General features: G+C 31.5%; 28 protein-coding genes. 1 reads left to right on the top strand and 27 read right to left on the bottom strand.

What is annotated here, in order from left to right; all coding sequences use genetic code 11:
- Positions 1–224 precede the first annotated feature (224 nt).
- Positions 225–545 (top strand): helix-turn-helix domain-containing protein, encoded by a 321-nt coding sequence (locus FOF46_RS23170; RefSeq protein ID WP_143918106.1) that lies wholly within the window; start codon positions 225–227, stop codon positions 543–545.
- A gap of 234 nt (positions 546–779) precedes the next feature.
- On the opposite strand, the gene FOF46_RS23165 is transcribed toward FOF46_RS23170, so the two are convergent.
- The 27 genes from FOF46_RS23165 to flxA form a co-directional block, all read right to left on the bottom strand.
- Entirely contained in the window at positions 780–1,196 is a 417-nt protein-coding gene (locus tag FOF46_RS23165) for an NUDIX hydrolase (RefSeq protein ID WP_143918105.1), read from the bottom strand.
- A 49-nt stretch (positions 1,197–1,245) separates the two neighbouring features.
- Positions 1,246–1,833, bottom strand: coding sequence for an SET domain-containing protein (locus FOF46_RS23160; RefSeq protein ID WP_143918104.1), 588 nt, complete (start codon positions 1,831–1,833; stop codon positions 1,246–1,248).
- Positions 1,830–3,206: a 30S ribosomal protein S6--L-glutamate ligase gene (gene rimK, locus FOF46_RS23155; protein WP_143918103.1), complete on the bottom strand. Its 1,377-nt coding sequence runs from the start codon at positions 3,204–3,206 to the stop codon at positions 1,830–1,832. The genes FOF46_RS23160 and rimK overlap by 4 nt, the downstream gene beginning before the upstream one ends.
- A gap of 14 nt (positions 3,207–3,220) precedes the next feature.
- Entirely contained in the window at positions 3,221–4,000 is a 780-nt protein-coding gene (locus FOF46_RS23150; protein WP_143918102.1) for an RMD1 family protein, read from the bottom strand.
- A 5-nt stretch (positions 4,001–4,005) separates the two neighbouring features.
- The gene (locus FOF46_RS23145; RefSeq protein ID WP_143918101.1) at positions 4,006–4,254 is read right to left on the bottom strand and encodes a VOC family protein; all 249 of its coding nucleotides are present in this window, start codon (positions 4,252–4,254) and stop codon (positions 4,006–4,008) included.
- An 18-nt stretch (positions 4,255–4,272) separates the two neighbouring features.
- Positions 4,273–4,566 (bottom strand): hypothetical protein, encoded by a 294-nt coding sequence (locus FOF46_RS23140; protein WP_244299725.1) that lies wholly within the window; start codon positions 4,564–4,566, stop codon positions 4,273–4,275.
- A gap of 5 nt (positions 4,567–4,571) precedes the next feature.
- The gene (locus tag FOF46_RS23135; protein ID WP_143918100.1) at positions 4,572–5,552 is read right to left on the bottom strand and encodes a deoxyhypusine synthase family protein; all 981 of its coding nucleotides are present in this window, start codon (positions 5,550–5,552) and stop codon (positions 4,572–4,574) included.
- Positions 5,536–6,483 carry an agmatinase gene (speB, locus tag FOF46_RS23130; protein WP_143918099.1) on the bottom strand — a complete coding sequence of 316 codons (948 nt, stop codon included), beginning with the start codon at positions 6,481–6,483 and terminating at the stop codon, positions 5,536–5,538. The genes FOF46_RS23135 and speB overlap by 17 nt, the downstream gene beginning before the upstream one ends.
- Before the next feature lie 26 nt (positions 6,484–6,509).
- The gene (locus FOF46_RS23125) at positions 6,510–7,964 is read right to left on the bottom strand and encodes an arginine decarboxylase (protein ID WP_143918098.1); all 1,455 of its coding nucleotides are present in this window, start codon (positions 7,962–7,964) and stop codon (positions 6,510–6,512) included.
- A gap of 808 nt (positions 7,965–8,772) precedes the next feature.
- Entirely contained in the window at positions 8,773–10,071 is a 1,299-nt protein-coding gene (flxY, locus tag FOF46_RS23120) for a flexirubin biosynthesis putative acyl-CoA ligase FlxY (RefSeq protein ID WP_143918097.1), read from the bottom strand.
- A complete protein-coding gene (locus tag FOF46_RS23115) occupies positions 10,071–11,732 on the bottom strand; it encodes a C45 family peptidase (RefSeq protein ID WP_143918096.1) in 1,662 nt (553 codons plus the stop codon). The genes flxY and FOF46_RS23115 overlap by 1 nt, the downstream gene beginning before the upstream one ends.
- A 171-nt stretch (positions 11,733–11,903) precedes the next feature.
- The gene (locus FOF46_RS23110; RefSeq protein ID WP_143918095.1) at positions 11,904–14,357 is read right to left on the bottom strand and encodes an MMPL family transporter; all 2,454 of its coding nucleotides are present in this window, start codon (positions 14,355–14,357) and stop codon (positions 11,904–11,906) included.
- Positions 14,350–15,543: a DUF2062 domain-containing protein gene (locus FOF46_RS23105; protein ID WP_143918094.1), complete on the bottom strand. Its 1,194-nt coding sequence runs from the start codon at positions 15,541–15,543 to the stop codon at positions 14,350–14,352. Before FOF46_RS23105 ends, FOF46_RS23110 begins: the two co-directional genes overlap by 8 nt.
- A 20-nt stretch (positions 15,544–15,563) precedes the next feature.
- Complete coding sequence (locus FOF46_RS23100; RefSeq protein ID WP_143918093.1) at positions 15,564–15,944, bottom strand: ApeI family dehydratase; 381 nt, start codon at positions 15,942–15,944, stop codon at positions 15,564–15,566.
- Between the two features lie 5 nt (positions 15,945–15,949).
- A complete protein-coding gene (gene lolA2 / locus FOF46_RS23095; RefSeq protein WP_143918092.1) occupies positions 15,950–16,582 on the bottom strand; it encodes a flexirubin biosynthesis/transport protein LolA2 in 633 nt (210 codons plus the stop codon).
- Positions 16,572–17,339 carry a polysaccharide deacetylase family protein gene (locus FOF46_RS23090; protein WP_143918091.1) on the bottom strand — a complete coding sequence of 256 codons (768 nt, stop codon included), beginning with the start codon at positions 17,337–17,339 and terminating at the stop codon, positions 16,572–16,574. The genes lolA2 and FOF46_RS23090 overlap by 11 nt, the downstream gene beginning before the upstream one ends.
- Positions 17,336–18,358 carry a beta-ketoacyl synthase chain length factor gene (locus tag FOF46_RS23085; RefSeq protein ID WP_143918090.1) on the bottom strand — a complete coding sequence of 341 codons (1,023 nt, stop codon included), beginning with the start codon at positions 18,356–18,358 and terminating at the stop codon, positions 17,336–17,338. The genes FOF46_RS23090 and FOF46_RS23085 overlap by 4 nt, the downstream gene beginning before the upstream one ends.
- Positions 18,355–19,578 (bottom strand): beta-ketoacyl-[acyl-carrier-protein] synthase family protein, encoded by a 1,224-nt coding sequence (locus FOF46_RS23080; RefSeq protein ID WP_407933706.1) that lies wholly within the window; start codon positions 19,576–19,578, stop codon positions 18,355–18,357. The genes FOF46_RS23085 and FOF46_RS23080 overlap by 4 nt, the downstream gene beginning before the upstream one ends.
- Positions 19,556–19,819 (bottom strand): phosphopantetheine-binding protein, encoded by a 264-nt coding sequence (locus FOF46_RS23075; protein WP_109438522.1) that lies wholly within the window; start codon positions 19,817–19,819, stop codon positions 19,556–19,558. Before FOF46_RS23075 ends, FOF46_RS23080 begins: the two co-directional genes overlap by 23 nt.
- Entirely contained in the window at positions 19,810–20,421 is a 612-nt protein-coding gene (locus tag FOF46_RS23070; RefSeq protein WP_143918089.1) for a 3-oxoacyl-ACP synthase, read from the bottom strand. Before FOF46_RS23070 ends, FOF46_RS23075 begins: the two co-directional genes overlap by 10 nt.
- A 3-nt stretch (positions 20,422–20,424) precedes the next feature.
- Positions 20,425–21,489, bottom strand: coding sequence for a methyltransferase (locus tag FOF46_RS23065; RefSeq protein ID WP_143918088.1), 1,065 nt, complete (start codon positions 21,487–21,489; stop codon positions 20,425–20,427).
- 10 nt (positions 21,490–21,499) lie between these two features.
- Positions 21,500–22,645 carry a beta-ketoacyl-[acyl-carrier-protein] synthase family protein gene (locus FOF46_RS23060; RefSeq protein ID WP_143918087.1) on the bottom strand — a complete coding sequence of 382 codons (1,146 nt, stop codon included), beginning with the start codon at positions 22,643–22,645 and terminating at the stop codon, positions 21,500–21,502.
- Positions 22,638–23,072 carry an acyl-CoA thioesterase gene (locus FOF46_RS23055; RefSeq protein WP_109438518.1) on the bottom strand — a complete coding sequence of 145 codons (435 nt, stop codon included), beginning with the start codon at positions 23,070–23,072 and terminating at the stop codon, positions 22,638–22,640. The genes FOF46_RS23060 and FOF46_RS23055 overlap by 8 nt, the downstream gene beginning before the upstream one ends.
- Positions 23,069–23,524 (bottom strand): hotdog family protein, encoded by a 456-nt coding sequence (locus FOF46_RS23050; protein WP_143918086.1) that lies wholly within the window; start codon positions 23,522–23,524, stop codon positions 23,069–23,071. Before FOF46_RS23050 ends, FOF46_RS23055 begins: the two co-directional genes overlap by 4 nt.
- Positions 23,511–24,404: an LpxL/LpxP family acyltransferase gene (locus FOF46_RS23045; RefSeq protein WP_143918085.1), complete on the bottom strand. Its 894-nt coding sequence runs from the start codon at positions 24,402–24,404 to the stop codon at positions 23,511–23,513. Before FOF46_RS23045 ends, FOF46_RS23050 begins: the two co-directional genes overlap by 14 nt.
- 20 nt (positions 24,405–24,424) lie before the next feature.
- On the bottom strand, positions 24,425–25,168 hold the full coding sequence (flxB, locus tag FOF46_RS23040) for a flexirubin biosynthesis SDR family reductase FlxB (RefSeq protein WP_143918084.1): 744 nt from the start codon (positions 25,166–25,168) through the stop codon (positions 24,425–24,427).
- Positions 25,169–25,258: 90 nt separating this feature from the next.
- On the bottom strand, positions 25,259–26,785 hold the full coding sequence (gene flxA / locus FOF46_RS23035; RefSeq protein ID WP_143918083.1) for a flexirubin biosynthesis tyrosine ammonia-lyase FlxA: 1,527 nt from the start codon (positions 26,783–26,785) through the stop codon (positions 25,259–25,261).
- Between the last annotated feature and the right edge of the window lie 71 nt (positions 26,786–26,856).

Raw genomic sequence — 26,856 nt, 5'->3', positions numbered from 1 at the left:
ACAAGTTATTTAATACACACACTTTTGGGGGTGGGTCAATTTAAACAAGAATAGGTGGGTCAGTTTAAATAGGATTTACTGGGTCAATATAATAGGAATAGGTGGGTCAGTTTGGCAAGAATTTCCACTTAAGTTAATTAACAATTTTTAGACGATTATTTCTCCCAAAAAATGTTTCCATTAATGAAAACACACTTAGGAATAAAAAAGAGTTAGACAAACTAATGGAATACTATTTTAAAGAAGAAAAACTATATAAAGATCCAAGTTTAAACATCAGTTCTTGTGCTTCTATTTTTAAGGTGAGTACCAAAGAACTTATAGACTATTTCAAAATCACTAATAAAGGTGTTTTTAAGGATTATATAAATGGTCTTAGAGTAAGTGAATTTAAGCAACTACTGCAAAATGAAAAATTTTCTAACTATGATTTAGTTGGACTCGCTAAAGAATGTGGTTTTAAATCAAAGTCTACTTTTTTTAGAGTTTTTAAAGGTTTAGAAGGCTTTACGCCGAATGAGTATAAGAAAAAAGCAAATCGCTAAATCCGTTTAGATTTACTTAGTTTTATGAAGAAAAGTAGATCCAAAAGCAAGCAAAAACTCCCTCCATTAGTACATCTACAACTCCCCTACCCTTTTATTTATAAGGGTTTTCACATATCGTATCGGCAAATAGATTTTCCTTTAATATGGCTTTAACCCCTTCTTTGGCTTTGTTTAAATAAGTTCTACTTTATCAATTTTGATTAATAATAAAGTCATTCATATCCATTGATTTTAATAATTCAGTTTGCAAGGTTTAAATAAGGATTTCACTACTTTTTTATTCGATTTTCCTAGAAATTTTATAGCATCTTTCCAATACACCCACTCAATTTTTCTAAACTTATGTGGTTCAGCAAGCAAAAATGGTTTTGTATAATCACTACACAAAAAATAATGTTTAGAAAGCTTGTGTTTATTTTTTAGTTCGATAGTAATAGAACATTGATACTCTAAATCTTGCTCTGTAATTTTAAGCGTTACCTCTTCAAAAGCTTCCCGTATCAATGCATATTCAGGAGATTCTCCTTGTTCTAAGACCCCTCCTATAAGCCCATATTCCAATTTAGAAGTGTGCTTTTGCAATACTAATAATTTATCTCCTTGATATATGATTAATCTAGATTTTTCTTTATGTTTTTTGATTCTCATAGGCAATTAATATTAAATTAAATAACCATATCGCTTTGTTTTCTAATTCTTATATCTTGTAATGGTAATTTTTTAAAATAGACTCCATTTCTTTTTCTCCTTTACTAATTTGTACTGCTAATTTCCATAGCTCTTCATCTAGTAACCCAATTAATGGTTGCTTTACTTTTGATATGTACTTAAAAGCTTTTAGTAATTTTTTATCCCAAGACTTATGATATTTTAATAAGTCATCTGGATACACAATTTTTCTTTTTGTTCCTTCGTCAATACCTCTAAAAGGATTATCGATATTTAAATAGCCATAATCATCTGTTAATTGCTCTCCAGGATGAATATCCCGAATAGCCAGTTCAAAATTATAAGCTGTAGTGAGACAATTGGCATTAAAGCTATGATTTACAAATCGCCCATTATCCCAACAAAGTACCAGATTCCCTAAATTGTTTTTATATGCATAAGTTTTTAAAATATTCTTATAAATAGGTTCTAATACTTCATATTGATCTGGAGTGAACTCACGATCAAATTTATCCAATATCCAAGTAATAGTACCCTCAGGAATTAACTCTTTAGCAACTACACCGTAACCAATTTCATCACTTATAAATCGTATTTCTGTATTAGGATGAATCATCTTTTAAACTTTAACCTCTTTTCAATAGCTTCAATCATAATATTGGCAATATCTAATCCGGTAGCATTTTCTATTCCTTCTAGTCCAGGAGAAGAATTGACTTCTAGCAATAGAGGTCCTTTATTAGATCGAATAATGTCAACCCCAGCTACAGGAAGATTTAAAATCTTAGCGGCCTTGATTGCTAGTTTTCGTTCTTCAGCAGTTATTTTTATTTTAGATGCTGATCCTCCTTGGTGGATATTAGCTCTAAATTCTCCTTTTGCAGCTTGCCTTTGCATGGATGCTACTACTTTGCCATTGACTACAAAACATCGAATATCCTGTCCATTAGCTTCTTTTATAAATTCCTGTACCAAAATGTTGGTTTGTACACTTTTAAATGCATTAATCACACTTTCTGCCGCTTTATTCGTTTCTGCAAGCACTACACCTTTTCCTTGAGTACTTTCTAAGAGTTTGATAATTAATGGTGCTCCATTGACCATTTTGATCAAGTCTTTAGTATCTAAAGGTGATTTTGCAAATCCTGTAATCGGGATATGGATATCGTGTTTAGCAAAAAGTTGAGTTGCCAATAGCTTATCTCTGGATTGGGTAATCGCTTCTGCTGTATTTAAGCAAAAGGCTCCCATAGAATCAAATTGTCGGATTAATGCACAAGCATAGAAAGTCATTGATGGTCGTATTCTTGGGATAATAGCATCAAATTCATCAATGATATTTCCTCCGCGATAACGTATTTCAGGTTCTGTAGCATCTAATTTCATATACGCCTGTTCTACGTTAAGAAATACCATTTCATGACCTCTGGCTATACCTGCTTCAACAATACGTTTATTACTGTACAATTCTGGATTACTAGCTAGTAATGCAATTTTTAATCCTGATTTTTCTTTAATAAACGGGGCATATTTCTCTGCTATTTGTTCAGTAGTAAAATTAGTTTCCAGATAAGTGGTAGAAGGGTTTACCATATATCGATCTAGCAGTGCTTCCCGACCTAGTAACATGCGAAATTCCATTGCATCTCGATTAGCTAGGGTAAGCTCAATATCATAGGTAAAGTCACCAAGTGTAACAGGTGTTTTGATCACAAAACGTTGTTCAGAAATCCCTGAAGAACTTTTAACTACTCGTTTATCATGCAGTTTGGTTTCGCAGGTTATGATAATACTTCGATTATCCTGAATAGGATTAACTTCAAAACGCACCCATTCCTCAATACCTTTATGGATGAGCTTAATATTATTTGCCTGGATAGAAGAGGTTTTTGCTCCAGAATCTACACGTGCTTTAATAGCTGGAATGCCAAATTCGTTGAATACGCACCATTCTTCACTTCCTATTATTTTCAGGTCTTTTACTTCCAATGTTTTGTCTGTATTTATATTAATTTTATAATGAACATATCAATGACTTCTACCAGGATTAAAATAATAATGATCCATTCTAGCTTACTACTTTCTTTATGAAACATAATGTCCTTGAATAATTCTAGATTTTCCTTAATAATTTCTATTCGATCGTGAATACTTCGATAGCGGTCTTTTAAGTCAAAAATACGCTTAAGATTCTGGTCTAATCTGTTTAAGATTTCATCATCCCAGGTCACATCATGAGAGTCAAATATGTATAGATTTTCTGAAATTTTATTTTTGATGTTTAATACACCCCCAATATATTTTTTAAGGTTTTTTCCACTGATATCTAATTTTCCTTTTTCTTCAAGATAAGAGGTATGAACTTTGGTATCTTCCAGAATCTGTTCTGAAATGTTTGAATAATTATTAAGCGCAACAGATTGAGAAATATTAAGCATAATGAGGCGCAATGATTCTATACTAAATTCTTTTAAGACAACAGTTCCCAAAGTGACAGAATTAGATTCTCCTCCAATAATTATACTGATCGTTTCAGAAATTTCTTCTTTCATTAGATTTTTACCATACATCAGAATTTCATTACAAATCTGTTCTGCTGTATCTTTAGGAATGTTATAAAAACTTACCACTCCGTATTTAAAAACATAGATATATTGTCCTTTAAATCGTTCATAAAACAACTCATCAGCATCAAAAAACAATAATTTTGAACCAAAATTATTCTTACAATCTCTTATAGAAATTGCATCGGCAATTTGTATCGAATATGCTTCTTTCTCCATTTTTACTATACCGTAAATATCTCTCCATGGTCTTTAAAACTTTTAAACTCTACCATATATCCATTCGGATCTTTAACAAAAAAGGAGAGATGTTCTCCAACTTTGGTAAAAGTGATCTGGTTTCCATACAAATTGATATCTATCCACCCATCTGTAAATCTTCCTAATTTAGCACCTAGTTTATAGATATAGAAATCTTTTGTTTTTTCTAAATCCTCACAGGGAAGGGCCAAATGAAATTCTGCCTTTTTCATTATTCTAAAGTTTTACGGTTATTCCATTTCTGGTTCCTCTGACAAATCGGTTTCTTTGCCTTGGTCATCTTCATCTTCGTAACTTTCCATTGCACTAACCAAGCGTTTACTAACTTTAACCAGGTATAAGGTATCTTCTGTTTTTACTTCTACACATTCTACGATTTCGTTTTGTGCATTTCTAAACGTAATGATATTTTGATCATCATATCCATCAGGATATTCGTTTACTAATAGATCTAAAATAGTATTGTTTAATTTTTTATAATCAACAATTACTCTTTTCAAATTTGCGTTTCGTTCTGTTTTCATTTTGTTTACATATCTAATAAATAGGCAAATATTAATGGCGCTACAATGGTTGCATCACTTTCTATGATAAACTTTGGAGTATCTACATCCAGTTTACCCCAAGTGATCTTTTCATTAGGTACTGCTCCGCTATAAGATCCATAGCTTGTGGTTGAGTCACTTATCTGACAGAAATAATTCCAGAACGGGGTATCTGTTCTTTCTAAATCCTGATATAACATTGGTACGACACAAATAGGAAAATCTCCTGCAATACCCCCTCCAATTTGGAAGAAACCTATTCCTTCTTTAGAGTTTTCGGTATACCAGTCTGCAAGAAAGGTCATATACTCGATTCCAGATTTCATAGTACTGGCTTTGAGTTCTCCTTTCACTACATAACTCGCAAATATATTACCCATTGTACTGTCTTCCCATCCTGGTACCACCATTGGTAGATTGGCTTTGGCTGCAGCGTACACCCAGCTATCTTTAATGTCTATCTCATAGTATTGTTCTAAAACTCCAGACAATAACATCTTATACATAAATTCATGTGGAAAAAAGCGTTCCCCTTTTTCTTCAGCATCTTTCCATATCTTAAAAATATGTTGTTGTAATCTTCTAAAGGCTTCTTCTTCTGGAATACAGGTATCTGTAACACGATTTAATCCATGCTCTAATAAATCCCACTCTTGTTGCGGAGTAAGATCACGATAGTTTGGCACACGTTTATAATGACTATGAGCTACCAAATTCATAATATCTTCTTCTAGATTTGCACCCGTACAAGAGATAATATGTACTTTATCTTGTCGTATGATTTCTGCAAAAATTTTACCTAACTCTGCAGTACTCATAGCTCCAGCAAGAGATACTAGCATTTTTGATCCTTTATTAATTTGGACTTCATATGCTTTGGCAGCATCTACAACAGAGGCTGCATTAAAATGTAGATAATACTTTTCTATAAATTGTGATATAGCTCCTTTATCCTTCGTACTCATCATCTGTAAATTTTAGAGGGTTAGTTTTACCATTGCCTTTAAGGGCATATAAATTTTCATTCTCATCATCTACATCATGTTCAGCAAATTTGTAACTCAACATTTTATAATATAATTTGGCAGTAGCAAAATCAGAAGATTTATCATCTTTATTAGGACATAGTTCTACAATATCAAACCCTACTACATTTTTCTCATCAAATATTTTCTTAAGAAATTCAAGGGTTTCATACCATAATAAACCTCCTGGTTCTGGCGTTCCCGTAGAGGGCAGAATAGAAGGATCTAGAGCGTCCAGATCAAAAGTGATGTAAACATTATCTGTCATTAATTCTATGGCATTGTCCATCCAATAATCATCTGTTGCCAACTCATGAGCAAAAAATACCTGGTCTTCGTTCATGACTAATTTTTCTGAAGCATCCATACTTCGAATACCTACTTGAATAAGATTAGTGTTTTGATTGGCTTCAAACAATGCACAAGCGTGATTGTACTTAGAACCTTCATATTCCTTTCTTAAATCGGCATGTGCATCAATTTGTACTACTGTTAAATCCTCAAAACATTCATCAAAAGCACGTATGGCTCCTATGGAAATAGAATGTTCTCCTCCAACTAAAGTCACAAATTTATTACGTTTTATATTGTTTTTTACAGTATCATGTACAGCCGAAACCATTACATCTGGTGAAGTGTTTTCACTCACAGCCTTTGCAAGATAAATACCTTGTTTATATACTTCACTATTGGTTTCTATATCATATAGCTCCATATTTTCTGAAGCGTGTAAAAATGCTTCAGGGCCTTTGTCTGCTCCCTTACCCCAAGTGCTGGTGCCATCATAAGGAACAGGTATTAATACTACTTTTGATTTGTCATAGCCAGCATATTGTTCTGGAATTCCGGCATATGTTTTCTGAGTTTCCATTTTAAAAAATGTTTGGATTTAATAAATTAATTAGGATGTATAAATGGTACTTTTTGTGAATATTCTAAAACTTCTTCTTTTACTGTTTTTTGATATCCAAGAATAGATAGTAACTGTTCTGAGGTTTGTTGTGGTGCAAAAACTTCTGTAGTTACCTTTCCATTTTCGTCACGATCTATCAAAATATGTTTAGGCTGTGGGATCAGACAGTGTTGCAACCCGCCAAAACCACCAATAGTTTCCTGATACGCACCGGTATTGAAAAATCCAATGTATAACGGTTTATCTTTTTTATATTTTGGTAGATATATGGCATTCATATGTTGTTCGGAATTGTAATAATCATCGCTATCACAAGTTAATCCACCTAGTAGTACCCGTTCATACTCTTCTTCCCATCTATTAACCGGAAGCATCACAAAACGTTTATTTATCGCCCAAGTATCTGGAATTGTCGTGATAAAAGATGAATTGATCATATTCCATTTTTCACGATCATTCTGTTGTTTTTGATATAGCACTTCATAAATAGCTCCACCACTTTCGCCTACAGTAAAGCTCCCAAACTCCGTAAATATATCAGGAACATCTACACGTGCTTCTTCACAGGCAATTTGGATTTGGTTTATGATTTCATTAATCATGTACTGGTAATCATAATCGAATGCCAAAGAATTTTTTATTGGGAAACCACCACCAATATTTAAGCTATCTAAGGATGGACATAATTTTTTAAGACTGATGTACACCTTTAAACATTTTAACAACTCATTCCAATAATAAGCAGTATCACGAATACCCGTATTAATAAAGAAATGAAGCATCTTTAGTTTCACTTTTGGGTTATTCTTTATTTGATTATTATAAAAAGACACAATATTTCTATACCCAATTCCTAATCTAGAAGTATAAAATTCAAACTTTGGTTCTTCTTCTGAAGCAATACGGATACCCACCTGAAAGCCTTCATTAATTACATCATTTAATAGATCTAATTCTTCATAATTATCAATGATAGGAATACAATTACGATGGCCTTTATTGATTAATAGAGCTATGTTTTGGATATACTGGTCTCTTTTAAAACCATTGCAGATCACATACGTATTATTATTGATTTTGCCTTTGGCCTTTAAGTTTTCTACAATATCAATATCAAAAGCTGAAGATGTTTCTATATGAATATCGTTTTTTAACGCTTCGTTTAACACGTGTTGAAAGTGAGAGCTTTTAGTACAATAACAGTAGTGATAATTACCCACATAATTATTTGTCTTTATCGCATTGTCAAACCATCTTTTTGCTCGGTTAATGTTTTCTGATATTTTAGGGAGATAGGTAAACTTTAGCGGTGCTCCATATTGAGCAATCAGTTCCATAAGATTGATGCCATGAAACTGTAATTGGTTTTCCTCCAGTTTAAATTCTTCTTGGGGGAAATGAAAGGTTTGATCGATAAGATCTATATATTTTGTTTTCATCTGTTTTTATGATTTGCAGACGAAATTCACCATTGGAAACACAGACCAGAATAGCCTGAAAATCTATGGATCATTTCATTATATAAGATTAAAAAATTAGAAATAGATAAGAAAAATGGCATTGCCATTTATATCAATTATCTCATACTCGAATAATAGAAATGGTGTAGGGAACGAATGATACTCGTTCAAAAAATTGAAGTGCAATTGTATACTTTTTGGAAGTCAGCCTGAGAATTCGGTTCCTCATCCCTGAGGCAGCTTTTGGAGTAGACTTCTTTATGCTCCTAAGCCCGAATCTGAAAAACGTTTTCATTTATGTAGGCAATGCGTCCTTAATAGACTCATTATTTGTTATATTCAAATGTAATAAAAAAGTAATATCAAAAACTTTTTTGAATACATATTTTTTTGAATTCCATTTTATACAGCGTAGTAACTTAAAATCTCCTTTAAGCAATAATGGTATTATAAACCACTTACTCCAACAAAACTTCAATCAATAAACTATACCTTTATCACAAACGCTATTTAATTCTCTAATGTAATTTAAATTGTTTTTGCCAGTTTATAAATTAATAAAACCCTACCTAAAACATACAAAAACTCCCGCTACGAGTGCACCTCCTACTCTACCATCCCTTTATTCAAAAAGGTTTATCAGATATTGTAGTGGGAAGTAATCATATTATTAAAAACCAAATTACTAACTTGGTTACCCACCTTAAGCTCTCATATAGTTCTACAAAGGCATTATCACCCAGTTTAAAGAAGAGGAACCATTATTCTCTGTAGAATATACCGTAATCTATGTATCCAAATTACGTTTATCGATCACCAGAACGGGTTTTCTACTCAGTTTAGGGAATCTTAATTTGTCAATATCATCTTTATCACAAAATTCAATACGTGGTGTTACTCTAAGCTTTGCTTTAAAATGATTTTTTATTTGCTGCAGTAAATCTGGGATTAAACCTTTACTAGCAAGCTTGATTAAAATTTCATCAGTACCAACTTGATTGTGGGAAATTTCTATAATAAAACTCTCCACATCTTCAAAATAATTCATTATGTTTTGTATTGCTGGTGGATATAACGTTGTCCCTTTGTATTTTATCATCTGTTTTTTTCGCCCGTTTACTGGCCCCAAACGTAATGTAGTTCTGCCACATTTACAGGGTTCATAATGAGCTCTTAGCATATCTCCTGTTTTAAATCGAACTAAAGGCATGGCTTCAATACCGAGGGTGGTAATAGTCAGTTCACCAATATCACCATTGTTTACTGGTTGGTTTTCTTCGTCCAAAATTTCAACAATAACTAGTTCTGGATGGTGATGCCCGCCATTTTGATATTCACATTCTGTAAACGCTGTATGCATTTCGGATGAAGCATAAGTTGAGTACATATCAATATCCCAAGACTCACTTATTTTCTGTCCTAAAATATTTAAAGAAAAATCATCATTTCTAATAGGTTCTCCAATGCATATTGCTCCTTTGATTCCAGAAGTATTAATATTAATTCCGTTTAAATTAGCATACTCGATTAATTTTAATAAAAACGAAGGCACAACAATAAGATAAGTTGGTTTAAATTTTAATATAGAATCCCATTGAAGTTCAGGAGTCCCAGCACCAACACGAATAATACCAGCTCCTAATTGTCTGGCTCCTAAAAAATATGCCATACCTGCCATAAACCGTTTATCAACAGTAGTCATTAGTTGTAAAATATCATCTTTTGTCACTCCTGAACATCCAAACGAAATAGCTTCGTTATATGCTAACCTGTCTAAATCTTTATTGGTTAAGGCAATAGTAACTGGATCTCCTAAAGTCCCGGACGTAGTGACATAATCTATAATTTCAGTTTTAGGAACACAAAAAAAATCATCATTATATGATTGTAAATCATCCTTTGTGGTTGGTGGTATTTGTGTTAAATCTTCAATCGAATTAATGTTAGCAATAGAAATATGGTGAGATTTGAATAGTCGTTTATAAAATGGGGATTTCTGATTCACATAATGCAAAACTTCTTTAAGTTTTTCTTCTTGAAAAGCTTTAATTTTTAAAATAGATTGTTTCTCAATATCTGGAATCATCATTTTAATTTTCGTTGAGATTTTTTTATATATTTTGAAATATATTGAGCATCAGGAAGTGTTGTGATTTCTTTGGTAGATGCTACACTGAAGGCCTTTAATGCTTTAGGATAATTCCGATTTTGATAGTAATAATCGCCTGCAAGTTTGTGTGCTTTCCAATATTCTGGATTCAAAATTACAAGCCTCTCTAAATCTTCTGCATCAAGTTTTATTTGATCTTCGATAGCTTGTTCTACTTTACGTTCCAGTACTCGATATTTTTCATAATTATGATAATCTTCTGATAGTAAAAAAGGATCTTTATCGATATTATCTTTTTCCTTGGAAATTGAAATTTTAGATGGATTTCCCATTCTATTACTAAAAACATCATTCAGATCATAAGCTACAAACTCACCCAATTGATATGGATTAGAAGAGATCCAAACTTTTAAATCTTCTGGTTGAAACACAATACCATGATGTGCCAATAATTGGTTAAGTGCTTTTTCATTACCATAACCGATGGTTTTGTTGCCTTTACCATTTTTATCTCTTAAAATTGCAAAAGCTTCAGTAGGACTTATTTTATCAGCTTCTGTTAACAGTTCTTGCATTCTCTCGAATCTATATTGTGTGTGGCTTTCTTCGATCGTTTTTTTATTTCTTCGATCATCTTCATAAGCATCACTTTGAAAATGATTAGAACAAATTAATTGATTTGTATTTTCAACTTCATAAACACCAAAATTCTTAGGTGATACTTCAATTAGCATAGCTTTTTTATCTTTTGCACTTCCAACAAGAATAGATTCAGAAACAAATACTTCACGTTTTTTTGCAATGGCAATGGCTTCCTCTATATTGGATGCATATTGCAAAATTTCCCGCGTTAAAATAGAAATCGGTGTTTTTGCTACTAACGGAATTTTAGATTTACCCGCATTGATGGTAACTGTTAAACCCTGATCATTCATACCAGAAACAACACCAATCATTCCTCCCCAAGTTACAGAAACAAATTTGTACCCTGTTGTTGGATTAACAAAGGCTATGATTTTATTTTCGGCAAAGGCATCACCGGCATAAAAGTCAAAATTACGACCAATAAGTAGTTTACCATCTTCTGTTTTGTTTCCCCAGGCAGCAAAAGACGTACACCCTACTAAAGCTAAATCTTGTAATGCATGGCCAATATCATGCGCTCCATGTAAATATAACGAACGTAAATAAGGCGGAGCAATACTATTAAAATCTGTGGATGCATACTGTGAGACTCCGTATATTTCACTTTTATACTCGTTGGTAATATGTTTATACATTTTACGATTGTACCAGGAAAGAAACTTTCGTAAAAATTTTTGTTTACCTTCTGAAGGCACAAGTTCACTGATTTTATCAAAAAATACTGCTTCTTGTTTATACATAAGTTCTTTAGTAAGACTTCCTATGAGTAATCCTCGTTCTAACGGGTCACCTTCTACATACAATTCCCAAAGTCCTTGTTTATTTTTGGTAAGAAAGCTATTGCCAGTATAAGATGTTGAATCATTGACATTAACTTTTTCTGGAATAGTGGAAGTATAGTTCGAAATGTCTGGAAGATCATTTAAAGACTTTTTTATACCACAAGAAGTAAATATTACAATACTAAATAACCAAATAACCATCCCCTTCATCAAGAGTCTTTTAAGAACTTGAAACTGCTTTACACACCATGTATTAAGACGATTTACCATACGTATATTATTATAAAGCATCACATCACAATTCGATCTTCAACCAAATTTTGAATATAATTTACATTACTTTTTTTTAATAACATCCCGTTTCTTGATATTGATACGATTTTAATTTTCCTCATTAGTCATCTCTTTTGTAGAATTTGTAATAAAGAATTTATATAAAAATGGCTGGATTGTAAATGATATAAGCATTGCTGATATAATACCTATTACGGAAACTAAAGCCAAAGAGCTTAACGCAGGATGTTTTGCAAATATCAAGACGCCAACACCTAATAATGTTGTAATAACAGATAAAATAACTGAAGCTTTAAACGTAGCTAGAGTCTTAATATCATATTGTGATTGTCTTAATAAACCGTTGGTCATAAAAATACTATAATCAACACCTAATCCAAAAATGAATGTTGAAATTATAATACTAAATATATTAAATTCAAGTCCAAATAACCCCATTAAACCAAGCGTTAATAGCCAAGTAGCTAGAATCGGAAGTATTGTAATCAATGTAAGTTTTATATTTTTGTAAAAGGTTAATAAAAGTAATACAATAAGGGTAAAACTATATCCAATAAGATTATTAAATTCGTTCTTTAACCCACCTAATAGCTCCTCATTAACATTTTGCCTATCAAAGACTATTATATTTTCATCTGAATTAAAAGCATCTTTAACTAAGGAAAATTGATCTTTATTAATTTTGACAACAGAAGTTACTGTAATAAAATCATCATTAACAGAAATAAAATCATCTATAGGAATAGAGGTTATTTTTGAGTAATCTACAATTTTAAGAGAACTAAATTTCTTATCTAAAAGCTCATAAAACGTATTAAAACTAGTACTTTTAAAACCAAAAGCATTTCCACTTTCAATTAGGTATTCTTTAAGTTTTATTTTTTTATTGTTGCCCCAGAAATCTTCCCAATCTTGAATTTGCTTGTTTTGCCTTTTTGATGAACTTACTAAAGCTCCAATAGAATTAAAATCTAAGACAGCATCTTCAGATTTAAATTTTGACAACCTACGATGAATGTCGTCATTGGTTTGCAACACCGCTTCCATAGTATTACCAAAAGCTACAATATAAAGAGATTTAGACGAAATATTTATTAAATTGTCTAATTGTAATTCTGCATTATCTAACTCTGGTGATGTATAATTAAGTTGCGATAAATCTTTATTAAATACCACTTTGTTAAAAGTAAAGAGACTTAAAACCAAAAGAATGCAAAGCACAGCAATTAAAGTTTTATTCTTATTAAAATTATAATTTGCAATAGTATCAATAAATGTGGATTTAATATTATTTCCACTTGCTTTAGGTTTATACGTTTGTGGTATAAAAATTAGCGCAAAAACTGAAGATCCAATAACACTGATAGCCGCAAAAATCCCTAAATCTTGCAATGCCTGAGACTCTATAAACAATAAGCACAAAAATGCTAAAGCCGTTGTTAGGCTACTCATTATAATTGGTTTACTAATACTCGTATATAATGATTTTGTTGTTCCGTGACTTCGAATATGTGTAAGTATATGAAGCGAATAATCTATTGTAACGCCCAAAAGCACAGCACCTATACCTAATGAGATTGCTGAAATTTCGGTTCTTATAAGACTAAGAATAGCAATTGCCAATAAAGCTCCAAATATTGTGGGAACAAATAATATTAGAGGAATACTTAGTTTTTTATAAAAGAATATAAATAGCAGCAGTAAAATTGACAATGCAATACTCACAGTGAATTGAATGTCTGTTTTTATTTGTTCAGCATTTGCTACCGCAATTAATGGACCTCCAAAATAAGTGCTCCTCACTTTGTTTTTATAATCGCTATTTAAGTCTTTTTGTAACCGGTATATAGTATCAGAAAAAGGTTGATTTTCAGCAGTGTTTCCTGTGTCAAATTTTGGAGAAATAAAAAGTAAAATATGTTTTTCATCTTTATGAACCAAAAAACCGTCTTTAAGCTTAAAATCATCCGCCAAGCCTAACTCGTTAAGTTGTTTTAGTCCCATAAAGGATACCCCTAATGGATCTTTAACAATAAAACTTTTGGCAATAAAACCAGAAGGTGAAACAAGAGTTTCATAATTAGCTTTTGTAATGGTTTCAATCGAATCCTTATCAATTTTAGACGCTATCGTTTCATAATCACTTTCAGATAAAAAGAACGGTAAATTGTTATAGACAAAATCAATAGTTTCTAGAGCATCTTCCTCTTCAATTTTACCTTTAATACTAGTAATATATTTATTATAATTATTAGAAATACTATCTGTAAATGCTATGGCATAATCAACCAGGTCTTCAAATTCTCCGTTGTCCTCTAAACTAATATTTACAATGATTTTATCCGAGAAGTTGACATTTTTCAAGACCTTTTGTAGCTTCTCATTTTCTTTGTTTGCAGGAATTAATTTTGATATATCTTCATCGAATTTTATACTAGAAGCAATCCATGACAAAATACCCATTAACACTATGCTAATAATCCCGTAATAAATCCTTTTATGAGTTATGGATCTATATATCTTCCAGAATAGGTTACCCATTTGCTGTTTTTTTGTTTGCAATTGAAAGCAATAAATAACTTAATAAACCCAATACTATGGCACTTACAGAAGAAAATGTGAAGCTACCAACAAGATATGTTTTTAAGTGCTGTGCAACATCAAAATTTTCTCTAATAGCTTCTATAGAATAATTGATATCAGTTCCCAGTACCAAATCACCAACCTGTAAACTTAAAAATACAACAAAAGGAACCAAAGGTGCTAAACTTACATTAGAAAAAGTAAAAGCTATAACTTTATTAAGTCGAAATAAAACAGCCAAAAAAAGTACAATTATAGTATGAAAACCCCAAAGTGGAGACAAGCCAATAAAAATTCCTAAAGCAATGGATAAGGCTTTCTTTTTTGGTGAATCTTGATGTTTAAATACATCTTCAACTAAAAATCGTTTTATGCCTTTTTTTTTAAATCTACGAAATAAATTTCGAGGTGTAATATAGAATAAACGAACTAAAAGAAACCAAGTGTATAGTATAACCATACGAGAAATATCCATAAAAGGCCTAAAGTGTGACACACGCTCCACAGGATCGTATAAAACATTAATTGGTACATGTCTTATCTCTGTTCCGCTCCAATAAGATTTGACAATGGCTTCAATTTCAAATTCAAATTTTTTGGTTGATTTCATAAACTTTATCACATCTATTTCCTTAATGGGATATAACCTAAAACCAGATTGCGAGTCATTTAATCTTAAGCCAGTGGCTGCATACATCCAAAACGTAGATACCCGATTACCTTTTGCACTTTTTGCAAAAACATCGGCTTCATTCATATTACGATCACCAATAATCAGTATATTTTTATTATCCGAAGCTATAAGAGCATCAACAAAATATGGGATATCCTTTGGGAAATGTTGCCCATCTGTATCTAAGGTAATAGCATAATCAAACCCCAAAAATACAGCGCGTTTAAAACCAGCTTTTAAGGCTGTTCCTTTTCCTGTATTTTCAGGTTTATGTATTTGCTCAATATTAGGATATTCATTAAGAATGGCTAAAGTACGGTCTGTAGAACCATCATTTACGACAATAATATCCTTTGTGTAGTTTAAGATACCATCGATAATACGTTTTAAAGTTTTATCATTGTTATAAGTCGGAATGATCACACAGCATTTTAGCTGTTCCATTTTAGATTGAATAGTTCCTTCTGGCATCTTATATATTTACTCTTGCTCTATGGTCTTGGATATTTCACAAAAGTAGCATTACATTTTAAAACAGAACGACCGTCTCTAAAAGAAGTGTAGTTTTTTATCTTGAATCCTTCTGCTTGAGGGGTAATCTCTATTGTGAAATCTAAAATATTTTCAATATTTGGATTTACTAAAGTTAAAAATTTCACATGAGATAAGTGCTGCATAAAAAGTGATTCTTCCATATGAGTTTCAAGACAATTTTTTAATATCTGAAGCATTGCAACACCAGGTGTTACAGGATTTTCAGGAAAATGTCCTTCAAAAATGTGATGCGCCTTATTAATTTTCACCGAAGCTATAATGGTTTGGTTGTCTTTCCTTTGTAAATCTAAAACTTCATAAAAATCATCTAACAGCATAATATTTAATGTTTAAAAGTCTCATCAGAAATTTTAGTATTTAATTGCTTGTTTCTAAAAGTGATCGTTGTGTAATCATCATTAGGTTCTATTAACTTAATCTCTTCGACTTCTGTGGTTGTTTTAGAAAATTTTAATTGAAACTCAGTAACAAATCGTCTTATTTTTTTTTCCTTCGGAAGAAAATGTATTAAATAATCTGTGTCTGTTTTAAAATAAGAAATATCAAATTGTTCATTATCAAACATATCTCCTTTTATACTGTTAACGACGAGTGAATTTAGACTTTTAAAAAGTTTATTAGATTTTAAATTAAGTGTTTCTTTTTTACCGTCGTTGGTTACGTAGAGCTTGTCATCTTTAAAAATTGCAATATTTTTATAAGGTTTTGTGTACTCCCACTTCACTAACTTTTGTGATTTAAATGCTAATTTCCCTTCAGAAACAATAGCATTATCCATAATACTAAGATGTTTTTTTTGTACAAAATCACTCAACATACTTTGCGTACTATTTGCCTTTGCAATTACTTTTGATTTAAATATTTTTTGCTCATTCGCACTCAGTTCAACTTGAGCATTAATTGATATGAGGTTAGAAAAAAACAAAAATAATATAAAGTAACATTTACATTTCATCCAGTAAATTATTTATGGTTACGGCTTCAAACTGATGTTGTTTTAGATGAATCAATAAACGTTCCAAAACGTATACTGTATTTGGTTGTGTATCATGAAACAAAATAATACCACCAGGCGAAATATGTTTTACAATTCGTTTTAAAACTAAGGTTTTGTTTTTTAATACTGTATCAAACGATCTATTATCCCAGCCTATAACATGATGTTTGGTTTCTTTTATTGCTTTAGCAAGGTTAGGTGTTGTTACGCCAAAAGGCGGTCTGAAAAGATTTGAAGATTCACCTATACTCTTTTTAATAATCGAATCTGTTTTTCGAATTTCTTCTAACCATTTTCGTTGAGACGAAAAATCTATAAAATTACTGTGCGAGTACGAATGATTTCCTATAGCATGTCCTCTTTTTGCAATTTCTTTTAAAACTTCAGGGTATTTTTCAATCTGTTTTCCTATACAGAAAAAAGTAGCTTTAGCATTAAAACGATCTAAAACATCTAGAATAGAATACGTAAGCTCCGGATGTGGACCATCATCGAATGTGAGTGCTATTTTCTTTGATATTATAGAATTACTAGATATAAACGAAGTTAAGAAATAATTGTAGCTCATTATAAATGAACCTATTGCTGTAACTAACAACCAAATCGTAATAGGTAACAAAATCCAAAGCCAGGAGCTACCAAAATATAAATTACTAGCCAACAACCCAAGTATTGCCACAATCGAAAGAGTCGTTATAATCCTAAATTTCATCATGTTTTCAGTAAAATAAAACTATGATCTTTACCTTTACATTGGTTATAAAGCAATAGCGTTTTAATGGATTTATTTTCTCCTGAATTTTTCAAAACTTCCGCAGGAATATGTTGTTTTTGGAGTACATTAATTCCTAACCAAAAGGCAAAAGCAGAAGCTGTATGAAATTCTCCAGATAAGTGTTTATACTTTATTTGTGAAGCATTAGAAAATAAAGAAATGGTTATATGTTCATAATAATCATCATACATATCCCCATTATCTCCTAGAATTATGGCATCAATAGCTTTAACATCCATATTATTTAGAGCTAGAAAATCTTCTAATTTTAGAATTAGTTCTTCTTTTGACGCTTCGGATATTGTAATGATATCTTGTAATTTAATTGCGTTTTCTTTCTTTTCAGTAGATAAAACAGTAAATGTAGCCCCTTCACTAAAAGGTACACCAATACCTTTGTTTTTGTTAGCTTCTATCATCTGAACATAATCAACAAACTCAGTACCCAATTCATCAATACCACCTACTAACACATGTCTTGCTCCCTGTTCTTGTAGCAGTAATTGCGCATCTATTAAAGCAGATTCAAATGATAAACTTCCATGAGTATAGGTATTGTTATAGTTGTTACATTTAAGACCTAATGCAATTTGAGCACCAACAGTATTATGTGTAGATTGTATAAAAGATGTTGGTGTTAAATAAGTTTCATCATTGTCAATAATACTATTTAAGAATTTTTCTGTATCTGTAATACAGCCCATTCCTGTGCCTGTAATAATGGCATCAGGCTCATTTAATTTGGCGATCTGCAGAGCTTTGTTTGCTGCGACAACTCCCATTTTCACTCCTGTCTGCATTCGTCTCGTAACCACTGGTGAAATAAAATCTTTGTAATTTGGATAGACAGCTTGTATTTTTTTTGCATTGTATTTAATGACATCTAATAAAAAATCTTCATTAGGAAATGTATTTTGAGCAGAAATTGAAACTACGCTATGTATATAACAATCTCTCATTCTTTTGATAAGATTAATGCAGAACAGTTACCACCAAAACCAAAAGAATTTGATAACACATGATGAATTGGTTTTTTCTTAATTTCTGTAACGGGTATCAAACCTGTTTCATTGATTTTGGACTTAAAATTAAGGTTAGGAAATGCGGTTTGCTCTTGCAACGCTAATACAGAATACACAGCTTCAACAGCACCTGCAGCTGCTAAAGTATGACCTGTATATCCTTTTGTAGAACTAAAGTCAGGTATATCGTTTCCAAAAACACGTTTTATCGCAATACTTTCTGAAAGGTCATTATTTGGTGTGGCTGTTCCATGGGCATTTATATAATCAATTTGTTTTGGTTTTAATTGAGCTAAATTCAGGGCTTTTTGCATCGCTAAATAGGCTCCTTGACCATTTTCAGATGAAGCCGTTTGATGAAACGCATCATTAGCATTGGCATAACCCGAAATGTAAGCCATAATGGATTTACCTTCTTTTTTTGCAATCTTTTCAGACTCTAATACAAGATAAGCAGCACCTTCGCCTAAATTAAGTCCTTTTCTGTGTTCATCAAAAGGTTGACAAACATCCTCTGACAAAATCATTAAGGTTTTAAAACCATTGATTGTGAATTTTGCAAGCGCATCAGTTCCACCAACAATAACACGTTCTAATTTGCCCGCTTTTATAAGTCGTGCTCCTAACATTATGGCATTTGTAGCCGAAGAGCAAGCTGTACTCATTGTGGTTGAAAACTCGTTAACTCCAAGGTACTTAGCAATTTTTTTGGTACTATCACCTGCATGATGGCTAGAAATATATTTCTGACTTTCAGAAGATGAACTAAATTGTTTTAAGTGTTGTTCGGTTTTGTCCATTCCACCAACAGTAGTGGAAGAAATCAGCCCTGTTTTATAACTATTAATATCTAAAATTTCAGCATTTTCTACTGCTTCTTTAGCTGCAAACAAACCTAATAAAGCGGTCCTGGTAAAATTATTATCTTCTGGTAATTGTAATTGAGATACTAATTCATCATTAGAAAAAATAACCTCACCAACTTTTATCCGTTCGGCATGAATGGTATTAATTTTTGAAATAGGACCAATACCACTTTTTGAAGCTAATAACGCTTTTTTATTGGCTTCCACAGAATTACCAATTGCAGAAATAATTCCCATTCCTGTAACAACAACACGTGGTACGATATTTTTATTTGTTTGTTCGTTCTGCAATATAGTCAGCTAAAACTGTGATGGATTTAAAAACTTCTTTGCCTTCTTTAGGATCCGTTAGTTGAATACCATAATCTTTATCAAGCATTACAATAAGTTCTAATGCATCGATAGAATCTAAACCTAGTCCATCGCCAAAAAGAGCTGCATCATCATCAATATCACTCACAGAGAATTCTTCAAGGTTTAATTGTTCTATAATTTTCTCTTTCAATTCTTCTCTCAATTCTTTTACTGGCATAGATATAGTTGTTTTATGTCTTTAATAGTATGATTTAAATCACCGTGTTCTTCTACTAAATATAGAAAAGCATCATAACTAGAATCATCAAAATCAACCCAACCACAAAGTACTTTATTCGCCTTTTTTGTTTTTAAAAGGTGTTCGGTTTGTATCCATAAATGGTGTGGGTTAAAGTTGTCAAATATAAAAAAACTATTTTCAGAAAATAACTGATGTTTTATACAAATTTCACCTATACAAATATTAGGTAATGTATAGACAAAAACTGAAGGGCTCGGAAAATAATTATTACTGTCTGAAATAGATTCCTGATACTTTCTGTCTGTATCTAAACTAGATGCTTTATTAGATAGTATGATGGCAATATTCTCTTCTGAATTACTTATGCTTTGCAGAATGAGATCTGCTGCAATAAAAGTCAATTTACTTAAATTATCCATTTTAAAGAATTTTGGATAATCCATACCTTGTGATTTATATGCACTTTTTATAAAAGCTGAAAAATCTTTGGTTTCATCTTCAAAAACGATGTCTCCATTTAGAGAAATTTTATCGTTTCTAATATGACTATATGCGTTTATGTTGAATTTAGAATTCAAATTCTATAGTGTTTTTGAGCAAACCATCATGGTATGAAACTCTCCCAATTGATGATCTTCATTAAGTGATAGTCCAGCTTTTTTAATTAACGTTTCAAAAATTGCTGCAGAATACATTTTACTAGTCCCATTGGCTATTGCTGTGAAATATAAAGAAGTAGCTTCTAATGAAAAACGAGCCGTATCAAATTTTTGTCGATCTGTAAATGTTTCAACGATGATAAGCTCTGTGTTTTCATTCATAGAAGCTGCACAGGTTTTTAGTATGGTAAGAATTTTATCTTCTGAGAAACAATCTAAAAACTGACTCATCCAAATAAGATCAGCTCCTTTTGGTATTTGGGGATTTGGTTTTAACCAATTAATCTCATGAGCAAAAACCCTATCATTAAAACCGTTATTTTTAATATTCGTCAAAGCTTTTTTGAGTTGTCCTGGTAAATCAAAAATATGAACATTAACATCTCTATCATGATTAAAACATTGTAATGCAAATTTCCCTGTATTGCCTCCTATATCATAAATAGTCTTTGGCTGGTTTTTAAATACACGTATTAAAGCTTCCTCGAAAATACCATCTGAATAATAGTGATCGAACTCAAACCATGATTTTTGAACTTCTGGGCTCAATTGGGATAAACCATCATAAATAGTATCCCATTTCCCAAAAACCTTTAAACCAGAAGGTTTCTTTTCTTTAATGGCATCATTTAGATAAAAAAGACCTTCATAGCAAACATCATTTGTAAAATTGAGATTAACTTCTACCGTTTTATGATAGTTTAAAAAATAACCCGTTTTAGTAAGTTGATATTTTTGTTCATCATCTTTAATAACGATGTCCGAACTTTCTGCAATTTCTAATAACACTCCTAATCCATAAATGCTAACGGATAAGTTTTTAGAAATTTCATTAATTGAAACTCCACCACTATCGCGTTTTTCAAAAATATAATCTAAAACACCTAATTTTTTTAAACTTACTGTAGATTGAAAAACAAATGGGGCGAAAGCAATTTTTTGAGCTTCCTCCAATGCCTCAATGGCTCTTAGTTCTTTTTTTGGCATGAGTGATATTTTATGATACACTTTTTAACAACAGTGCTGTATTAGCGCCTCCAAATCCTGAAGCTGTTTTTAAGAAAATATCTAATTGTTGTTGTTTTGTTTTTTCAATTATTTGTAATGGTTTTGAAACACCTAAGCTCGTAAAACCTTTTGAATAAAATAAAGTATTTTGTTTTAAGCTATGCATACCTATAATGGTTTCAACTAATCCAGACGAACCTAATGTGTGACCAAAATAACCTTTTAAACTATTCAGCGGTATATTTTGAAAATCTAATCTATTGAAAGCTACAGCTTCCATCTCGTCATTAAATATAGTGGCAGTACCATGTGCGGATATATAATCTATATCTTTTGAGGTTACAGTTGCTTCTTTCATCGCAGCACTAACACATCGATATAACCCTTCGCCAGATCGAGACGGACCAGAAATGTGATTGGCATCATTACAAGTTGCTTCTCCTAATACTTCAACACTTTCTTCGGTAAGATAATTTGTATCTGATGTGATTAAAATACTTGCAATAGCTTCACCAATGTTAATACCAGTTCTATCTTTTGAATACGGTTTACAAATAGAATTACTCAATGCTTGAAACGAATTGAAACCTGATAAAACAAACTTAGACACTAAATCACCACTAACCAGAAAAACATGTTTATATACATTTTCATGAATCAATCTTTTTGCCACCGAAATAGACAATATACCAGATACACAAGCATTTGAAACTACTAAAGGTTCTGTTTTGAATAGAAAGTGATTCCTTAAAACTGTTCCCAAACGTGATAGATAAGCATATGATTTTGGAAAATCGCTAGTCTTATCCAGTACATCAATATTCCCTTTTGTTGTTGAAATAATCAAACCAACAGATTCATCAATAGTAATATTTGACGCTTCTATAACCTTGCTTAATGATAATAACATCATTTGTTCTAAAACGGTATAGTTCTCTTCGGTTTTTAAGGCTTCAAATTTATTTTTTAAAATAGTTTTGTTAATTACAGATCCATAGAAAGGGTTATGAAATAGAGTTTTATCATTAATTAAAGAAATTCCAGAAACTTCATCTTTTATCTTTTTAACAACAGTGTCACTGTCAAAACCTAATGATGATATAATAGAGTTATGTGATAAATAGACTTTACGCATCAAGTAAATTTTGTTGTATTTTCCAAGCTTTGAAAAACTCTGGAAGAATTAGAGACATTGTGTTGTCTTTTAAATTGGTAAACACCTGAACGGTTTCGCCAGTACACACAATTTCATCAGTCTCATTCGTTATAATATATCTAAATATCAGTTTTGCTGATGCCGTATTTACATAATACGTTTTCACAGTTGCAATTTCCCCATATTTAAGAGGCAATTTATGTTCTGTAACGGTTTTCACAATAGGTGTTGCGTAGCCATTTTCTTTAGCATTAAGATATGAAATATTAAATTTCCTTCCGAAAGCTTCACGACCATCTTCAAAATATTTTAAATAGTTACCATGCCACACTATACCTAAAGCATCAGTTTCACTAAACCTGATTCTTACCTTATATTGTGCTATAAGTTCTCCTTTTTCATTCATTCTATCTCATCTTTTAGTAGTGTGCTCATTTCTGATACAGCAATAATTTTTCCATTTACCGAAGATTCTATTTTCACCATAGTCATATTGGCAATTTGATAAACAACCTCTATTTCAGTAGATAAGATATCATTTAGTTTTGGAAGACTTATAATTTGACTCGATTTAATCGCTCCAATAAATCCTTCTTTGGTTTTAATATTATCAAGAGACTGTTTATAGCCCATATACAAAGCAGCGGTTTGCGCCATATGCTCTAAGATGCCTGTTTCAGAAAAAAAACCATTACTAACGAATATATTGTTTTCAGAAATTGAAAATCGAGAAACTCCTTTTTTTATCGAAAAATATTCCAGAGTATCAACCATAATCATTGGTTTGCGATGTGGCAATAACTTTTCTATATGCTTTAAGTCTGATATTGGTGATTTTAATTGATTATGCTCTTCCATTTTTTTTGTCTTGCCAAAAATCGTAAAAATTAAACCATTGTAAAGGATATTTCCTCACCATATATTCTAGGTTTTGAGTAAACTTCCTTAATAAATCTTGCGCATCCCTAGCTTTAACATCAACGTGTCTTGCATATAAATGGTAGTGTTTTTTTGGTTCGCGCATAACATAAACAAACAAAACAGGTACATTAAGACGACTACCCAGATAGAAAGGTCCTACTGGAAATCTTGCTGTTTTACCAAGCAGTTCTTCTTCTATACATTTTGTATCTTTTAAATACCGATCACCTGCGATACAAATTATTTTATTTTGGGCTAGCGCTGCATTAATTTCAAAAATATGAGAAAAATCGTCTTTTACAATAATAAAGTGTATTTCATCTCTTTGCCTATACTGATCCAAATATTCTTTAATGTCTTGATGATCTTGATCTGTTATGACAATACTTATAGATGTATCGGTCAATCGTTCTTTAAAAAAATATTGTGCCAATTCAAAATTACCAACATGAGCGCTTATCAAAATGCCCCCTTTTTGTTTAGATAGTGCTTCTTCTAATAAGTTTTCTCCATCAAAATGAAAAGTGTAACCTTTTCTTAAACCAGAAGGAATTGCAATTTTATCAATAAGTGTTTGACCAAAAACATAATAGGTTTTGTAAATACTAATCGAACTTTTTAACCAAGAATAGCCAAGTCGTTTCCTAAAATAATAACTAAGACCTTTTACATTTTTTCTGGAGAATAAACAAAAATAAGGAATTGGCAAATGCATTAAAGCATAAGCAGCATTGATGCCAAAATTCTTAATAAAGAATACAAACACTTTAAACCCAAAAACTGTACCTCTGGATTTTCCATCCCAATCTTCAGCCATTTTTCTTTCTTCAGTCTAGTTTATGAATAAATCCCTCCGTTAATATTAATGATTTCACCTGTGATATAAGATGAATTTTTAGATGCAAGAAATGACACTAATTGTGCAACTTCTTCTGGGTGTCCAAAGCGATTAGCCGGAATGAGTCTTTTTAATTCTTTTTCATCCAAATCTATCGTCATATCGGTTTTAATAAATCCAGGTGCAACTGCATTAACCGTAACATTTTTCTTTGCAATTTCTTGAGCTAATGATTTAGTTGCCGCAATAATAGCCCCTTTTGATGCAGCATAGTTTGTCTGACCAACAGTTCCTTTAAGTCCAGAAACAGATACTATATTGATGATTCTACCGTATTTATTTAGCAACATATCTTTTAATACATGATTGGTCACGTTATAAAAGCTATTGAGATTTGTTTGTATTACAGAATTCCAATCGTTGGGTTGCATCCATAAAAACAGGCCATCTTTAGTGATACCAGCATTATTGACAAGTACTTCAATTATAGTATTTTCATGTGTATTGTTCCAATCGTCTAATTGTTGCTTCACATCATTAAAATCAGAAACATCAAATTTTATAATTTCACCAGATCCACCTAGTTCTTTAATTGAGTTTAGTGTTTCATTAGCAGCATCTTCATTGGTATGGTAATTAATTAAAATAGAATAGTCAGTGTCTTTTGCAAGTTGTATACAAATGGCTCTACCAATACCACGAGAGCCACCAGTTACTAATACATATTTTTTTTGGTCACTCATTGAATTAAAGTCTACGATCTAAATAGTTCCTCATTTTTGTATCATGCCTCTTCAAAAAATTCATTTTTCTCTTTTAAAAATCTTATAGATTTAAATTTCGTTATTAATGATATAATTTTTCACTTCATTAATATAAGGATACATAATAATGTCTTCTTTAAATTTAGGAACAATTTTTCGAATATCTTCATACATTTTTCTAGTTTTTGAAGATACTTCGTTCTGTACTTCTAAGTATTCTATTGCTTGTATAATAGTAATAAGTTCTATAGCTACAACTTCAAAAGCATTTTCAATCACTTTTTTAGTAATAAGTGCAGCATTGGTTCCCATGCTTACAATATCCTGATTGTCATTATTATTAGGAATACTATGCACATACATTGAATTTGACAACATTTGATTTTCAGCTGTTGTAGATGTTGCAGTAAATTGCGAACCCTGCATACCAAAATTAAGTCCCAAAGTTCCCAAATTTACAAAAGCCGGCAGAATATCATTTAATTTAGGGTTTACTAAATAATTAAGTTGTCGCTCAGCAAGCATACTCATTTTTGTCACTACTAATTTTAGCTTATCCATTTCTAAGGACACATAATCTCCATGAAAATTACCTCCATGATAGACATGTTTGTTTTCTAAATCGATAATAGGATTATCATTGGCAGAATTTATTTCTTCGAACAGGATTCTTTCAACCGTATTTAATGTATCTAAAACAGGCCCTAAAATTTGTGGAACACAACGAAGCGAATAATATTCTTGCACTTTATCCTCAAAGACATCGACTTCATCTGTATCTGTATAAAGATGATGTTCTCGTTTTCTCACTAACGAACTATCTTGCAAATGCTGGCGCATCATTTTAGCAATTTCTCGCTGACCAATATGTTTTTTAGATTGATTGAGTTCTAATGATAAATGATCATCATATGCTTTTACAATTTCATTTATTGAAGCCGAAATAGAAACCATCCAATTAAGTAATCTCCTGGTATAAATAGTATTGACCACACCAATTCCAGTCATTACAGATGTACCATTCATTAACGCTATTCCTTCTCTGATTTCTACAGAAATTGGTTTTAAATTTTCTCTTTCAAATACAGTTTTAGTCAGCTCACGTTCTCCTTTATAGATAACTTCACCTTCACCTATAAGTGTTAAAGCTAAGTGCGCTAATTGCACCAAATCCCCACTTGCACCAACACCACCATGCTCATATATTACTGGTGTAATATTTTTATTAATTAACGTAGTCATTAAGTTAATTACAGAACTATGAACACCTGATCTTCCCAAAGACAAAGTATTAAGGCGTGCTAACATGGTTGCTCTTACATATTTTTGCGGAATTAGATTTCCAGAACCAGACGCATGACTTCTTATAAGGTTATATTGTAAATTAATGCGTTCTTCATCTTTTATTTTATACTGTGCCATTGGACCAAAACCAGTATTCACACCATATATTACTTTATTTGCAGAAAATTCTTTTAAGAATTCAAAACTAGCGTTAACATTAGCTTTTATTTGATTATCGATTGCGACAGATTCATTTTCAAAGATTATTTTATAAAATGTATTTAGGTCTAATGCTCCCTTAATTGTGATCATATAGGATTAAATCTCAGTAGTTTTTATTATAATAGTGTTATGTTTACTTCCTAAAATTGGATGGTAAATAT

Origin of the sequence: Aquimarina algiphila, assembly GCF_007489275.1 — a bacterium.
GTDB lineage: Bacteria > Bacteroidota > Bacteroidia > Flavobacteriales > Flavobacteriaceae > Aquimarina > Aquimarina algiphila.
The sequence above is the reverse complement of the archived record's forward strand: the minus strand, read 5'-3'. Positions and strand labels throughout refer to the sequence as shown.